This window comes from Streptomyces sp. NPDC059003, from assembly GCF_042740445.1.
GTDB lineage: Bacteria > Actinomycetota > Actinomycetes > Streptomycetales > Streptomycetaceae > Streptomyces.
This window is the reverse complement of the sequence record NZ_JBHYJH010000053.1, coordinates 20,959-36,713: the sequence shown is the minus strand read 5'-3', so window position 1 is coordinate 36,713 and position 15,755 is coordinate 20,959. Positions and strand designations below refer to the sequence as shown.

9 protein-coding genes are annotated in these 15,755 nt (G+C 75.8%); 6 read left to right on the top strand and 3 right to left on the bottom strand.

Annotation, left to right across the window (positions count from 1 at the left end):
• Positions 1-148: 148 nt before the first annotated feature.
• Positions 149-892 carry a metallophosphoesterase gene (locus tag ACFWZ5_RS20090; RefSeq protein ID WP_384792590.1) on the top strand — a complete coding sequence of 248 codons (744 nt, stop codon included), beginning with the start codon at positions 149-151 and terminating at the stop codon, positions 890-892.
• A gap of 31 nt (positions 893-923) precedes the next feature.
• Here ACFWZ5_RS20090 and ACFWZ5_RS20085 read toward each other — a convergent pair whose 3' ends face one another.
• Together ACFWZ5_RS20085 and ACFWZ5_RS20080 are read right to left on the bottom strand one after the other, a co-directional pair.
• On the bottom strand, positions 924-1,586 hold the full coding sequence (locus ACFWZ5_RS20085; RefSeq protein ID WP_384792587.1) for a PDZ domain-containing protein: 663 nt from the start codon (positions 1,584-1,586) through the stop codon (positions 924-926).
• A 48-nt stretch (positions 1,587-1,634) separates the two neighbouring features.
• Complete coding sequence (locus tag ACFWZ5_RS20080; protein ID WP_384792584.1) at positions 1,635-2,501, bottom strand: LysR family transcriptional regulator; 867 nt, start codon at positions 2,499-2,501, stop codon at positions 1,635-1,637.
• Between the two features lie 109 nt (positions 2,502-2,610).
• On the opposite strand from ACFWZ5_RS20080, the gene ACFWZ5_RS20075 reads away from it, so the two are divergent.
• Positions 2,611-3,360, top strand: a complete 750-nt coding sequence (locus ACFWZ5_RS20075) for a hypothetical protein (protein ID WP_384792581.1) — start codon at positions 2,611-2,613, stop codon at positions 3,358-3,360.
• 83 nt (positions 3,361-3,443) lie between these two features.
• Here the strand turns inward: ACFWZ5_RS20075 and phsA are convergent, their stop codons facing one another.
• Positions 3,444-5,351: an O-aminophenol oxidase PhsA gene (gene phsA, locus ACFWZ5_RS20070; protein ID WP_384792578.1), complete on the bottom strand. Its 1,908-nt coding sequence runs from the start codon at positions 5,349-5,351 to the stop codon at positions 3,444-3,446.
• Between the two features lie 245 nt (positions 5,352-5,596).
• Between phsA and ACFWZ5_RS20065 the strand changes: the two genes are divergently transcribed.
• Genes ACFWZ5_RS20065 through ACFWZ5_RS20050 form a run of 4 tightly spaced genes read left to right on the top strand, consistent with a single transcriptional unit; the run spans position 5,597 to position 15,754 of the window.
• Positions 5,597-6,088, top strand: coding sequence for a hypothetical protein (locus ACFWZ5_RS20065; protein ID WP_384792575.1), 492 nt, complete (start codon positions 5,597-5,599; stop codon positions 6,086-6,088).
• 37 nt (positions 6,089-6,125) lie between these two features.
• Positions 6,126-8,558 (top strand): hypothetical protein, encoded by a 2,433-nt coding sequence (locus ACFWZ5_RS20060; RefSeq protein WP_384792572.1) that lies wholly within the window; start codon positions 6,126-6,128, stop codon positions 8,556-8,558.
• Between the two features lie 9 nt (positions 8,559-8,567).
• The gene (locus tag ACFWZ5_RS20055; protein ID WP_384792569.1) at positions 8,568-15,344 is read left to right on the top strand and encodes a CHAT domain-containing protein; all 6,777 of its coding nucleotides are present in this window, start codon (positions 8,568-8,570) and stop codon (positions 15,342-15,344) included.
• Positions 15,341-15,754 carry a hypothetical protein gene (locus ACFWZ5_RS20050; RefSeq protein WP_384792566.1) on the top strand — a complete coding sequence of 138 codons (414 nt, stop codon included), beginning with the start codon at positions 15,341-15,343 and terminating at the stop codon, positions 15,752-15,754. The genes ACFWZ5_RS20055 and ACFWZ5_RS20050 overlap by 4 nt, the downstream gene beginning before the upstream one ends.
• Position 15,755: the final 1 nt, after the last annotated feature.

Genomic DNA, 15,755 nt, shown 5'->3' with positions numbered 1-15,755 from the left:
CCCGGCATCGTTCCACGCGTCCCGCCGGACGTCACAGGCCACTTGTTCCCGAGTGGCTGTTCTCCGGACGCCACACTAATGGTTAGATGCCCAGCATCCATTAAACCGGGCGTCCGGGTGCGGGCGCGACAGGGAGGGGCGTACGCCCATGCTGGTACTGGCCCAGATCAGTGACCTTCATCTGGACGGGACACCGCGCGCGACGGAGCGGGCCGAGCGCGTCCTGGACCACCTGCGGACGCTGCCCGGCACGCTGGACGCGCTCCTGGTGACCGGCGACATCGCGGACCACGGCGCCGAGTCCGAGTACAAGGAGGCCGCGCGCCTGCTGTTCACCGACGCGCCCTGGCCCGTCCTGACCTGCCCCGGCAACCACGACGTGCGCGCGCCCTACCGCACCGGCCTCCTCGACGAGCCCCCGTCCGACGCGCCGGTGAACCGCTCCCACCGCGTCGGCGACACCGAGATCCTGATGGTCGACTCCAGCCTGCCGGGCAGCGACGAGGGGCTGATCGACGAGGAGACGTACGCCTGGATCAAGGACCGTCTCGACGCGCTCAACGGCCGGACGCCGGTGCTCCTCTCGTTCCACCACCACCCCGTCGAGATGCACCACCCGCGCCTGGACACCTGGCGCCTTCGCCACCCCGAGCCCCTCGCGGACCTGGTCGAACGGCACCCGGAGATCGTCGCGCTGATCATCGGGCACGCGCACACGCCCGCGGCGACCACCTTCGCCGGGCGGCCGCTCGTCGTGGGCCCCGGCGTGACCTCGACGCTGCGCCTTCCCTGGGAGGGCGAGGGCCTGGTGTCCCTGGACGCGCCGGTGGGCCTCGCCTTCCATGTCCTGGACGACGAGCGGCGGTTGACCACGCACTTCAGGGTGGTGTGAGCCGCCGCACCCCACGGGTGCAGTCCGGTACTCAGGTCAGTACGCCGGGTGTGACCGACAACGCCTGTCGCGCGCCACTGGCATGACGGACCGTCAGCGCGACTGCTCTGCCCGGCCGCGCCCCGCCCACCTCCCGCGCCAGGTCGCCCGCCGAGCGCACCCGGTTCCCGGCGAAGGCCACGACCACGTCACCGCGGACGAGCCCCGCCGCGTGCCCGGGCCCCGGCTGGTGGACGCCGACGACGAGGGCGCCGTCGCGGCCCTGGGCGTCGACCGCCTCGACGCCCAGGGCGGGGCGCGGACCCGAGGCCCTGACCAGCTGCGGTTCCGGCCGCGACGGCGTGGCGGTCACCGGGGCCTTGCCGGTGGGCGTCCCCTGCGGGGTGCCGGACGCGTCAGGGCCCTGCCCCGGAGCGTCCGGCCGCTGCCCGGCGGCGCCCGCGCCCTTCGCGGCGCCCTGCTGCATCTCGGCGAGGCGGCTCATGCCGATGACGGTGGCGCCGACCGTGCCGATGCCCACGCCCGCGAGGACCAGGACCACCGCGCAGAGCAGGGCGAACAGGAGCGTGACCACACGTCTGCCGCGGCGGCGCGCGGCGTGCGGGCGGTGCCCCTTGGGGTCTTTGGCGGGTGCGCGGCCGGGGTCCTGCTCATGTCCCGGCATCGGCTTCGGACGCAACGCGGTCTGTTCCATGGCTCGCCTCCGGCCACAGCTCTACCCGGCGTGACACCGCGCGACGATTCACGAACGGGTGACGTCCAGGCGCGCGGCGAAGTCGGCCGCCGGGCCGCGCAGGGCGCCGGTGTGCACCAGCTCGGTGCGGTGCACGACGCGCGGCTCGGTCAGCGGGACGGCCACCGCGCCGGGCGCGACGGCGGCGGAGCGGGGCAGCACGGCGAGGCCGTGCCCGGCCGCGGCGAGGGCGGTGAGGGTGCGGACGTCGGTGCCGTCGTAGCGCAGGGCCGGGCGGAAGCCCGCGCTGCCGCCGGCCGCGCGCAGCTGCTCCAGGGGCAGGCCCGCGGCGGGCGCGTCCAGCCAACGGGCGTCGGCGAGGTCGCCGAGGCGCAGTCCGGTGCGGCGGGCGAGGGGGTGCGCGGTGGGCAGCAGGACGCACACGGGCTCCTCGCCGATGCCGCGCGCGGTGAGCGGCGCGACGTCGGTGACGCGCAGGGGGTCGCTGGGTGCGGCGAGGCCGTCGACGAGCCCCAGGTGGGCGGCGCCCGTCGCGACCGCCTCCGGGACGGAGGTGCGGGGCAGCACGCGCAGGGTGACACCGGTCGGCGGCAGCGCGCCGAGGGCCCGCGGGGTCAGGGCCGTCGGGGTCGCGGCGAGCGTGAGGCCGGTGTCCGGTGCGCCCGCGAGCGCCGCGACCTCCGCGCGGGCCGCGTCGAGCCGCAGCAGGAGCGGGCCCGCGTGTTCCAGGAGCCGCTCGCCCGCGCGCGTGGGCGCGACGGGACGGCGGGTCAGCAGCGGGGCGCCGAGGTCCTGCTCCAGGGCGGCGATGTGCTGGGAGACGGCGGACTGGGTGTAGCCGAGCTCGCGGGCGGCGGCCGAGAAGGACGCCAGGCGGGCCACGGTGACGTACGTGCGGAGCAGGTGCGGATCCATGCCGGACAGGATCACCCATGCCCACCGGAGACGGTCATCACGGATGCTTATGGAGGGTGCAGTTTTCATCGTTGGACGTGAACGCGGGGCGCCGCTGAGGATGGTCGCCATGACCTCCCTGAACCCCACGGCCCAGAACCCCACGGCCCGTATCGCCCTCGTCGGCGACCGCTCCCCCAACGTCACCGCGCACACCCGCGTGCCGCTCCTCCTGGAGGCGCTCGCCCTCCGCGACGGCCTGGTCCTCGACGCGTACTGGATCGGGACCGAGGACGCCGAGGAGCCCGGCGCGGTGTCCGGCTTCGACGCGGTGTGGGTGCTTCCGGGCAGCCCGTACCGCAGCGAGGCGGGCGCCCTGGCGGCGATCCGCACGGCGCGCGAGGAGGGCATCCCGTTCCTCGGCACCTGCGGCGGCTTTCAGCACACGCTCCTGGAGTACGCCCGCAACGTGTGCGGCCTGACCGGGGTCGCGCACGCCGAGAACGACCCGGACGCCGACGACCTCCTGATCGGGCCGCTCGCCTGCTCCCTCGTCGGCCACGAGGGCACGGTGAGGCTCACGCCGGGCTCGCTCGCGGAGTCGGTGCTCGGCGCCGACCGGACCCTGGAGCGCTACCACTGCTCGTACGGCCCGAGCGACGCCCGCCACCTGGCCACGCTCACCGAGCACGGGCTTCGCCTCACCGGTGCCGACGAGGAGGGCCAGGTCCGCGTCGCCGAACTGCCCGGCCATCCCTTCTTCCTGGCCACCCTGTTCCAGCCGGAGCTGCGGGGTGACGGGTCGCGCCCGCATCCGATCGTGCGGGCGCTGGCGCGGGCCGGCGTGCGCCATGCCGCGGAGCCGGTTCCGGTGCCGTAGGACTCCGGTCCCGTCTTTCGCGCTGCGCGCTCGTCCTCAAACGCCGGACGGGCTTGAATACCGCAGCCGACGCGCCCTCGACCTCACCCGTGCCCCCCGTCGTGGCCTCCGTGGCCGGCTCCGTGGTCGAACTTCAGGGCCTCCTTCGGCATCACCACGTACGGCCGCATCATTCCCATGTCCTCGTGCTCCAGGAGATGGCAGTGGTACATGAAGCGGCCGTACGCCCCGTCGAAGCGGCCGATCACGCGCAGCATCTGGCCGCCGGGGACGCGGAACACGTCCTTCCAGCCGCGCTCGTTGGGCGCCAGCGGGATGGGCCGCGCCGGGTCGAAGGCGATGGGCTCGCGGGTGCCGCCGACCGTGACGTCGAAGCCCGATGCGTCGTACGTGTCGCGGCCGAGGAGCTGGAAGTCGGCCAGGTGGATGTGCATCGGGTGGGTGACGTTCGGCCGCACCGCGAGGTTGAGGAAGCTCCACTGCTCGTACGCGCCCTCGGCGATGGTGAAGCCGAGGCCGTCGTTGAACGTGCGGGCGATCCTGCGGTACGTCTTCGTCGCGCCGTCGGGGCCGCGCACCTGGATGATGCCGTCGGCCGGGACCTGGACGGAGCCCGTCACCTCCACCATCTCCCACATCTCCGGGTGTCCGCCGCCGCCCTTGGTGGCGGGCGGCGTGAGGACGACCAGGCGGTGGCCGTGCGGCACGCCGTGGCCGATCGGCCGGAACGAGCCGGACAGGACCTCGGGCAGCCGGAAGGAGTCCGGGGCGCGGCCCTTGCCGACGCGGAACTCCATGACGTGCGGATAGCGCACGTCGCCCGCCGGGTCGGGCACGCCCGGCGCCGCGTTCGGGCCCTTGTTCACCAGGCGGACGCGCTTGCCCGCGAGCGCCCGGAAGTCGATGAGCAGGTCGAACCGCTCGGCGGGCGCGACGGGCAGCGTGGGCATCGGGTCGCCCGGGCCGCCGAAGTCGATGGGTACGGGGCGCGGCAGCAGGCCGCCGTCGCTGCCGATCTGGTACATCGCGCCCGGCACCGGCTTGTTGTCCTCGTCGACGAGGACCAGGTCGTACGTGCGGGCGTTGGACGCGTTCACCAGGCGGAAGCGGTGCCAGGCCGGGGGCACTTCCGCGTACGGCCAGATGCGGCCGTTGACCGTCGTGTACGGGCCCGTGAAGGGCAGGGACACCGGCTTGCCCGTCTCCGGGTTCTTCGGGTCGACGATCATCGTCTTGTGCAGCAGGCGGCCCGTGAGGCGGCCGTCCTCGTCCGTGTCCAGGTTCCTGTCCGCGAGCAGGAGGGGGATCTCCCGGTCTCCCGAGGGGAGTTGAAGGGCGTCCTCCTCGTCGTCCCGCACCAGGTACGTGCCGTACAGGCCCGCGTACACGTTCCACCGCGTGATGTTCATCGCGTGGTCGTGGTACCACCACTGCACCGCCTGGTGGTCGTTCGGGTACTCGGACAGCTGGGCGTCGCCGTACCCCACGGCGTTGTCCGCCCAGCCGTCGTTGCCGCCGCCCGTCTGCGCACCGTGCACATGCGTGACCGTCCAGGCGGGCAGGGCGGCCACGTCCTTGTTGGGCTCGACACCGCCGCGGCCCGGCTGCGTGGTGGGCGGCGGCGCGGCGGCCGGCACCTCCACCGCGGTGACGGGGAACTCCGTGTCCCTGGGGACGCGGTTGGTCCACGCGATCCGTACGCGCTCGCCGCGGCGCACCTCGATGGTGGGGCCCGGCACCGAGCCCTCGTACCCCCACATCAGCGTGGGCGGCAGCTGCGGGTGCAGCCGCACCCAGGTCGGGCGGACGGCGATCTCCGTCTCTTCGCGTACGTCGCCCCCGGCGGGCCTCAGGACGGGCGGGACGGGCAACTTGGCCACGTACGGGTCGAGTTCGCGCCCGTCCGCCCCCGTTGCCGATTCGGTCTCTGTCTCTTCGGTCTCTGTCTCTGCGTCGAAGTCGGCATCCACGCCAACGTCGATGTCGGTCATGGTGGAACACCCCCGTGTACAGCTGTGGTTCAGCGGTCACTCAGAGAGACTCCCGACGCAGCACTAAAGTTCCATGAATCGCCTATTCCGGAAAAATGGGTGAGCGGGATCCGCTCAACGGGGTCCGGCGGGGCGGAGATCGGGGTTTCCCCGCGCGGGCGCGGGTGCCGCCCCTAGGCTGCGGATTCCGCAACTCCTCTGGATGCCACGACCCTTGGAGCCTCCTGGAAGGGAACGCCGCCTTCATGTCGTCCACGCCGCCCCACGCACCGCCGCCCCACGCACCGCCACTGCGCGCCGAACTCCTGCTGGACCAGGAGGTCCCCGACGCCCTCGGCCAGGACCTGGTGGCGGCGCTCGACGGCCTCGGCGTCCGTACGGCCCGCGTGCGCCGCGCCGTCGGCCACCGCGGCGCGGGCGACATCCCCTGGCTCGTACTCGCCTCGCTGCCGCTCCAGGCGTTCCTCGGCGGCCTGGGCGCGGAGGCCGTACGGGACGCGTACGCGGCCCTCAAGGGCGCCGTCGGCCGGATCCCGCGGCGCGCCGGCACCGCGCCCCGCCCCCTCGTCCTGCGGGACGACCGCAGTGGCCTCAGCATCGTCCTGGAACCGGACCTGCCCGGTGTGGCGTATGAGCAGTTGCTGGCCCTCGACCTGTCCGCCTTCGAGGTGGGGCCGCTGCACTACGACCGCCACCAGGGCCGCTGGCGCTCGGAGTTGGACGAGGCCGCGGGCTGACCGGCCGTCACGGCCGTTGATCGGGGGCTTGTGGGACGTGGGTTCGCGAGCGGGGTCGGCGGGGGCCGACGGCGAGGGGGCGTCCGTCGCGGGCACAGGCGCCTGCGCCGCGGCGGAGGCGGCGTGCGAGGAGGGCGAGGCGGCCCTGGAGAGCGGGGATCGCGCGGCGGCGGAGCGGTGCTTCACGCTGGCGCTGAGGCTTGTGGAGGGCGGTTCCGGGGCCGCTGCGGAGGGCCCACCTGTCGCCCCTGTTGCCACGGGCACCGGAGCCGAAGGCGGCGTTGACGCCTACGGGGAGGCCGGGACCGAGGCGCACGTCGGCACCCTCACGGACACCGACACCAGCACGGGCACCGGGACCGAAGCGGCCACCCGAGCCCAGCCGGGCACCCGGGCCGACGCGGACAGCGGGACCGGCACGGAACCCGGGGCCCAGCCGGGCGCCGGGGCAGGCGCGGAGACCGCGCCCCAGCCGAACACCGGGACCGATACGCAAAGCGACACCGACACAGATCCCCGGGCCCAGCCGAGCGCCCGAGCTGACGCGGAGGCCGAGGTCCAACCGATCGTCGGGGGCGGCCTCGCGGGTGGCCCGGAGGTGGCGGCGCGCGCCGTCGTCGGCGCCCGTGCCCGTATCGGGCTCGGGCGCGTCCGGCTTGCCGAAGGCGGTGTCGGGCAGGCCCTGGAGGAGTTCCGGCGGGCCCGGGCCGCCGATCCCGGGGGTTCCGGGGCGCTGTACTGGGCCGGGTGCGCGCTGGCCCGCGGCGGTGATCTCGCAGCCGCCGACGAGCACCTCACCCAGGCCCTCGACCACCCCCGCGCGATCGTCCAACGCGCCTACGTACGCGCCAAGTCCGGCAGGTACGACGCCGCCCTCGACGATCTGCGCACGGCGGAGCGGGACGGGGTGCTCGACCACGAGGGGCGGTGGCTCCTCGACGCGCTCGGCGGTCGCGCGCGGGACACCGCACTGCGTCTGCGGAAGGCCGCGCTCGCCGCGCTCGCGGGTGACGTACCGGACTGGGAGCGGGCGGCCGCGCTGCTCGCCGCCTCCTGGCGGCTCGCCCGCCACCGCGGTGCCTTCGTACCGCTGTACGCCACCGCCCTCGCCGCGGGCGGCCACCGCGACGTGGCCGTCGACCTGCTCGACGACGCCACCCGGCACGACCCCTCCGACCACCGCGTCACGCACACCCTGGCCGTCGCCCTCACCAACTCGCCCTCCAGGAGCGACGGATGCGTGGGCGCCTGGGGTGCCCTGCTGTACGCGGACGCCTTCTGGGAGCGGGCGCGGCGCGGGGCCGGGCGGCGGTACGGCACCGAGGTGGCGGCGACGCTGGTGCCCGTGCTGCGCACCGCCCTCCGGGACCGCCTCGCGCGGTTCCTCGCGGAGGGAGCCGACACGGACGCCCGGGTGCCGCCCGACGCGCTGCTCCACCGCGAGGCCGAGGCCGCGCGGGTACTCGCGGAGGCGGGCGGGCTCCCGCGCCCGGCGGGCGAGCTCTCCGCGGCCCCGGGCGGCACGCCCGTGCTCGGTGGCGCGCCCCTGCTCGGTGGACCGCTGCGCGTCGTCGCGCTCGGCAGGGTGCGGGAGTTCGGCGCCTTCGCCGCCGCCCGCCCGGGGGACCTTGAGCTCGTCCACTGCTTTTCCGAACTCGGCTTCGCCCGTATGCAGGTGGATCAGGGGCTGCCCGGTGACGCGCTCGCCGCGCTCACCGAGCTGCGGTGTCCCGAGTGCCGGGCGCGGGGCCGTGCCGTGGCCGTGTGCGAGGCGGACTGTGCCCGTTTCGACGAGCTGAACCCGGGCTACGCGGGGTTCCCCGACCGCCGCGACCGGCTCGCGCGGGACGCGCGGGACCTCGCCCTGCACGCCCGGATCGCCCTCGGGAACGACGAACTCGTCTCGCCGTGCCCCGACTTCGCCGCCGTCGCCACCTGCTGGCGCCGCGCCCTGGTGCACAGCAGGGAGCTGGCGCGGTACCGGCCCACCCAGGCTCGGATCGTCGGTCTCGCGCTCGCCGCCGCCAAGGACGCAAGCCGCGCCAGGAACCTCACCCGCGCCGTGACCACCCTGGAGACGGCGCGCTCCGTCATCGGCGCCAACGAACGGCCGCGCATCGACGGCCAGTTGGCCCGTGTGCTCGCCCACCGCGGCATCGAGGAGGCCAACCGCGAGGACCCCGACCCCGACCTCGACGCGGCCGCGGAGGACCTGCGGCGCTCGGTGGCACTCAGCCCCCACGTCCAGCGCACGCAGATCAGCCTCGGTATCGTGCTGCGCGGCCTCGCCCTGCGGCGCTGGGGCTCCGGCAGCCTGTCCGGCGCCCGTACCGCCCTGGAGGAGGCCGTCGAGGCGCTGACCGCCGCGCTCGCCCACTTCCCCGAGGACCCGGAGATCGAGGAGGAGCGCCGCCGGGCGCAGTCCGAACTCGACTTCGTGCGCGAGCAGTTCGACGAGAGCGGGAGGTGAGCGACGACGGTGCTCCAGTACGAGGAACTGCGCATCCGGGTCCGCGCCATCGGCCCGTCCCACTGCCTCGTGGCCGTGAGCGGGCCGTCCTGCGCTCTCGACGTCGTCGCCGTGGACGGCGAACCCGCGGCGTTCCGCGCGCGGTGGGACCGGCTGATCGACGCGGAACTCGGCCTCGCCCCGATGGGCGAGGCCCACACGGCCGAACAGCTGCGGCGGCTCGGCCGCGAGGTGTACCGGCTGCTGTTCGGCGCCTCCGGGGAGGCCGGGGTCGACAGGGGAGCCAGGTCCGGCGGGGAGGCCGGGGGCGACAGAGGGGCCGGGGCGCCTGGCAAGGGGGCGAGGGTCGAAGGGGAGGCCGGGTCCGCCGCAGAGCCAAGGCCCTACGGAGAGGCCAGGTCCTTCGGAGAGGCCCGGGCCACCGGAAGGGCCAAGTCCTTCGGGGAAGCCAGCCTCTTCGGGGAGGCCGGGTCCACCAGGGACGCCGGGTCCGGAGGGGAGACCGCCCCCTTCGGAGAGACCGCCCCCTTCGGAGAGACCGGCCCCTTCGGAGAGGCCGGGTTCGCCGGGCAAGACGGGTTCGGCGGGCAGGCCGGGTCCGCCGGGGCCTGTCTCGCCACCGCCCTCGACCTCGCCCAGCGCATGCGCCCCGCGCGCGGGCTCCGGCTGCGCTTCGACCTGCCGCCGCGCCTGCGCGAGCTGCCGGTCGAGGCACTGTGCGCGCCGCCGGGCCTGCCGCAGCAGTCGCTCGCCCTCAACCCCGGCTACTCGCTGGTGCGTTCGCTGCCCGGCGGACCGCTCGGACAGCGCCTGCCGGACCCGGCGGACGAGCCGAGCCTGATCCGGCTGCTCGTCGTCTGCGCGTCGCCGCCCGCCGCGGGCCCGCCGCTGCGGGCGGCCGCGGAGGTGGCCGCGCTGCGCCAGGAGCTGCCCGAGGTCGCCGTGCGCACCACGGTCGTCGAGGGCGCAACCCGGGAGCGTCTGGAGTCGGCGCTCGGCGCGCTCGGCGACCTGCCGACGGCCGTGCTACTCATCGCCCACGGGACGTACGACGAGGAGATCGGCAAGGGCGTCGTCTGCCTGGAGACCGAGTCCGGCGGTGTCGACCGGGTGCCCGCCGATCTGCTCAGCGGCATTCTCCTCAAGGCGCCTCGGCTGCGGCTCGCCGTGCTCAACCTCTGCTCCGGGGCGGACAGTTCGGGCCCTGACGGGGTGCACGCCGAGCCGTTCTCGGGGCTCGCGCAGGCGCTGATCGGCGGGGGCGTGCCCGCGGTGGTGGCGATGCGGGGGCGCGTCAGCGACGTCTCCGCGGGGCGCTTCAGCCCCGAGCTGATGAAGGGGCTCGCCGCCAACCGGACCGTCGACGAGTCCGTGACCGCGGCGCGGCGCCGCATCACGCACCTGCCGCAGCACACCGCCGTCGAGTGGGCGACGCCCGCGCTGTTCCTGCACGAGGGCTATCGGCACGGGTGGCTGTTCAAGGCGCGCGAGGTGCGCGACGACGGTGGCGCGGTCGCCGACCCGCTGCGCGAGGGCGCGGACGCGCTGCGCGCCTTCCAGAGCCCGGTCGGGCACGTGGACGCGACCACGCTGATCGGCGCGGCGCGGTTCGAGCGGGAGCGCGGGCGGTGGGCGCAGGTGCAGCGCATCCTGCGGACGCCGACGCGGCAGTACGAGGACGAGCAGCGGCGGCTGCGCGCCGAGGCCGCGTTCGAACTGGCCTGGCCCGACCTGGAGAAGCTGTGCGCGCTGCTCGCCGCCGGGCACGACGGGGCGGCCGCCGCGGCGCAGCTCGCCGTGGTCCGGGCCGCGCTGCCGCATCCGCTGCCCGGACCGCTCGGCGTCCGCGCGGAGCGGCTGCGGATCGCCGCCGAGCTGATGGAGCGCGCCCGCGCCGCGGAGGCCGTCGCCGACTGGGACGGTGCGATCTCCCTGTACGAGGAGGTGGTCGCCGCGGGCACCGGCTTCGCGGAGGCGCACGCCCGCCTCGCCGCCGCCCGCGCCGAACTCCACCTCACCGAGGCCCTCGCCACCGCCGACCGGGCCCACCTCCAGGGCGACTGGGACACCGCCGCCCGAGCCCTGTCCGAGGCCCGCGCACTCCGCCCCGACGACCGGGCCATCGCCGCCCGCACGGCGTACGTGGAGGCGAGGACGGCGGAGTCCGCGGGTGACTGGCCGGGGGCCGCCGCGGCGTACGGGGTGTGCGGGGCGCTGGTGGCTTCGGTCGACGGGGTGGGTGGGTCCGTCGGGTCGGCGGCGGTGGCGGGAGGGCCGGGCGGGGGCCCAGGGGGACTGAGCGGCGGAGCCCTCCCGGTCTCCGGGGCCGGGCTGCTCGCCGACATCGCGCCGCGGGCCTCGTACGCACGCGGGCGGGCGGCGGCCGACGAGGGCGACTGGGGCGCGGCGGTGGCGGCGTTCGCCGAGTGTCGGCCGTACGGCGCCCCGCGGAGCGCCGCCGCCCCCGGGGGCCGGGTCGGCCCCCACGCCGACACCGAAGCCCGCTGGGCCTACGCGCAGGCCCGGCTCTGCGGCGAGGCGCGGGACTGGGTCGGGGCGGTCTCGTATCTCACGGTCCTGTCCGGGGACTTCGAGGACGTGGCCGATCAACTCCTGTACGCGCGGGGGCGGTCCGCCGACGCGCGGGAGGACTGGGACGGTGTCATCGACGGGTTCGGCCGGCTTCCGGACGCGTACGCGGGAGGGGAGGTGGGGGCGCGCAGGCTGTACGCCCGCGCGCGGGTGGCCGTCGACGAACGGCGTGACTGGGCGGCGGCGTCGGGGCTGCTCGCCGACGTCCCGGACACGGCCCGCGAGGGCACCGTCGCCGCACTGCGCCGCAAGGCGGAGGGCCGCAGGGCGGAAGCACGCGGGGACTGGCCGAAGGCCCGCGACATCTACGCCCGCGCCTTCACACCCGACACCTCGGCCAGCACCTCCGGCCACACCTCGGCCCGCACCCCCGGCGGCGCCCGGCAGACCATCCAAAGCGACGCCCCAGGCAGCGCCCGGCACGGCACCCGGGACGACGCCCCAGACAGCACCCCGGCCAGCACCCCCGGCAACACCCCAGACGCCACCCCGGACCACACCCGGGACCGCACCCACAGCGACACCCGAGGCAGCGCCCGGCACGGCACCCGCAGCGACACCCAAGGCAGCGCTTGGGAAGGCACCCAAGGCAACGCCCCAGGCGGCAGCGCGGCCAACGCCCCCGGCGACACCCCGGACCGCCCCCGCAGCGACACCCCAAGCAGCGCCCGGCACCGCACCCGAGACGACGCCCCAGACAGCATCCCGGCCAGCACCCCCGGCAACATCTCGGACGCCGCTCCGGACCACACCCCGGGCGTCACCTCAGACCGCACCCCGACCAGCACCCCCGACGACTCCCCGAGCGACGCCCGGGACGACGTCCAAGGCGACGCGCCCGGCGGCATCCCGGCCATCGCCTCCGGCAACACCCCGGACCACACCCACAGCGACACCCAAGGCAGCGCCTGGGAAGGCACCCAAGGCAACGCCCCCGGCAGCAGCCCGGCCAACGCCCCCGGCGACTCCCTGGACGGCACCCCGGGCAACACCCCGGACTGCTCCCCAGGCGACACCTCAGACCGCACCCCGGACCCCACCCCCGACGACACCCCGAGCGGCGTCCCCGCCATCTCCCCAAGCGACTCCCCCGACAGCCCCCTCACCGGCATCCCAGATAACGCTCCAGGCGGCACCCCGGGCGACACCCCCGAGGGCACCCCTGCCGGTATCCCGATCGACACCCCAGGCCGCACCCCAAGCGACTCCCCCAACGGCACCCCCTCCGGCACCCCGAACAACCCCCCAGACCGCACCCCCGGCGCCGCCCCAGCCATCACCCCCAACAGCCCCAACAGCCCCAACAGCCCCAACAGCCCCAACAGCCCCCGACACGCAAACAGCGCACCCCACACAGACACAACCTGCACCCCGACTCCAGCCCCCGCCACAGCCCCGCCCCCAGCACCCCCGTACCACCCCCGGCCCCACCCCGGCCCCGGCCCCGGCGGCCACGAGCCGTTGCACCTCTATCTCTACGCCCTCGCCCGCACCCACGAGGACGCCTCCCGTTGGAGTGACGCCCTGAGGGTCTACGCCGTGCTGGCCGACGGGTGGGCGGACGTTCCGTTGCGGCGGCGGTATGCGCGGGCCCGTGTTGAGGAGGAGCGGGCCGTGGGGGCCGCTGCCTGGCGGGGGTGTGCCGAGGTGTACGAGGAGCTCGCGGACGGGGACTGCGCGGCGCGCGGGCGGTACGCGCGGCTGCGGGCCGCCGAGGCCGACGGCGAGTGGGCGGCCGTCGTGACGGCGGCCGCGGCCCTCGGCGACCACCGGGACGCGCCCGCGATCGCCGCGTACGCGCGGGGGCGGCTCGCCGACGCCCACCAGGAGTGGCAGAAGGCGGCGGACGCCTTCCGCGGCTGCCCGGGACACCGGGACTCGGCGGCGCATCTCGCGTACGCCGAGGGGAGGTTGCTGGAGGCGGAGGGGCGGTGGAGCGACGCCGTCGCCGCGTACGGCCGTGCGGAGGGGCGGCTGGACCGGGCCGGGGTGCGGCGGCGCAGGCTGCGGCGCCTGCTCGACCTCCTGCCCTGGGCCGACGGCCTGACACACGCACCGCTGGCCGCCGACCCGTTCGCGCTGCGCGACGCCACGTTCCCGTATCTCGCGCTGCGCGAGGCCGGTGTCCATCCCGGGGTGTCGATGGCCGCCGTCAGCGACGCCTCGTACACGCTCCTGGAGCGCGGCGGCATGACCTGGTCGGAGCGCGTCGCCTGGGACCGGCTCCGGCTTCCGGGGCGGCGGCTCCAGCTGGACGCGCTGCTGTACCGCTGGCACGAGCCTCGGGCGCTGCGGGACGCGCTCGCGTCGCTGTCGCCGGACGACGAACAGGCGGGCCCCGGCCTCGTCGACGCGCTGTGCGGGCGCTTCCCGAAGGACGCCCCGCTGCTGCTGCTCCTCGCGCGCGGCCGGGACGCGGCCGCCGCCGAGTGGGAGCGGCGCCTCGCGGCCGCACCGGGCGACATGGCCGTCGTGCACGGCCTCGCCGTGGCCCGCCTCTGGCAGGCGCAGGAGCTGGAGCAGAGCGGCGCCTGGGAGCACGCGGTGCGCGTCTGGGAGGCGGCGCTCGCCTACTGGGCGACGCTGCTCAGCGACGACGCGTACTGGGACGACTGGCGGGCCGAGCGCGCCGCCGCCTACGAGCGGGAGCTGACCGCCGACGACCTGACCCGGCTCCGCTGGGAGCTGAGCCGTGATCTGTTCGGCCAGCTGTCCGCGTACGAGCAGCGCCACACCGAGCAGGACCGCCCCCAACAGGCCGAGAGGTACGAGGAGTTGGCGGCGTTCCTGGAGGCCGAGCTGGGCGGGGCGCGGGTCCTGAAGGACGTGGGCGGCCTGCCCGGCGTCCCCGGGGCGCGCGGCGCCCTCGCCTGCGGGCCGCACTATCTGCGCCTGCTCGACCTCCAGCTGCCGCTGGCCGCGCTCGCCGCCGACCTGGACGCCGCGGCGAAGGACGGCAAGGACCCGGGCGAGTACGCGGTGCGCGAGCTGCGCTGGGCGTTCTCGGAGCTCGCGCAGGGCCTGGTCCTGTCGGCGGTGCACAAGTTCGAGCCCGCGCTGCGGGCGCTGCCGTCCTTCCCGACGCTCACCACGCTCCCCGCGGACTGCGCGGGCCCGGCGGCCGCGCCCGACCCGCGCCGGCACATCGCGGACTGCGCGCACTGCCAGGACGTCCTGCGCCGCAATCCGGCGTACGTGCAGCTGCCGCACCGGCACGCCCGGCTGCTCCAGGACGGTGTCGAACTCGCCGTGCGGGTGCGCCTCGAGCTGTCCCGCTCCGCGCTCACCGAGGGCGAGGGCGGCCTCGGCCGGGCCCTTGAGCAGTGGGAGCGGCTCGTGGGCGTCGCCCAGCGCGCGGGGATGACGGCGCGCGCGAAGAAGGCGGTCGTGCGGACCGTGCTCGGCCGGGTCGAGGCGCTCACCGACGAGCCGCGGGCCCGGCGCGGCGGCGTGCTGGACGAGGCGATCGCGCTCGTCGAGGCGGTGCCGCCGGTCCTGCACCCGCTGGAGCGGGAGGTGCGCGACCAGCTCGACGGGCGGCTCTCGTCGCTGTACTCGATGCGGGGCGTGTGGCGCGGCTACACCCGCACCAAGCACGGCATGCGCTCCGACGTGTACGGCGCGGAGGCCGATCTGCGCCGCGCCCTCGCCCTCAACCCGGCCTCCAACCACGCCCGCGACAACCTGGCGCGCGCCCTCGTCTTCACCCTCGACCAGCGCTCCGACGCACTGCCCGTGCGCCTGCGCCTGCTGCACGAGGCGCTCGGCCTCCTGGACGTCGGGCTCGGCCAGGCCCTCACGCACAACTACCGCGAGACGCTCGGCGAGGCCCTGGAGGAGCTGGACCGGATGCTCGCCACCGACCTGGGCGTCGCGGGCATGGGCGACATCATCCGCAGCGACGGCGCGGAGCCGCCGCCCGACGAGGACGACCTGGCGTCCTGGGCCGCCGACCTCACCGACCGCGCGGAGGCCGAGCTCGCCAAGGGCGACGTGCGCAAGGCCCTGCACCACCTGATCCGCGCCACCCGCGCGGACCCCATGTCCGCCCGCGTCCGCCGGGCCCTGCTCGACGCGGTGGCCCGCTGGCTCACCGCCCTGACCACCGACGCCCCCACCACCGAAGACGCCACCCCAGAAGACCCCGACCCCGAAGACCCCGACCCCGACCCCGAAGGAGACGGCACCCCGTGATCAAGGACCCGTCGGCCGCGGGCCCCCCGTGCCCGTACGACGCGCTCGCCCCGGCCGGAGTGACCCCGTGGACCACGCACACGGCGATGCAGGACGTGCCGTTCGAGCTGCTCGCGCGGCGGCTCATGACGCCGGTCACGCAGGCGGCCTGGGACGAGCTGCGGACCGTGCGCGGCCGGATGCTCGCCGACCTGTTCCGGTACGACGTGGACCTCGCCGCCGAACTGCCGGGCGCCGTGGCGGAGGTCGACGCGCTGCTCGACGCCGCGGCCGGCGCGGACGGCATGGACGGCGCGGACGACACGGACGGCGGGGAGCCGCTGTCCGCCGAGGACGTGGCCCGGCTCGTCGACACCCTCGTCCGCTTCGACGGCTGCCCCGCCGGCCCCGCCGATCTTTCCCGTACGTGAG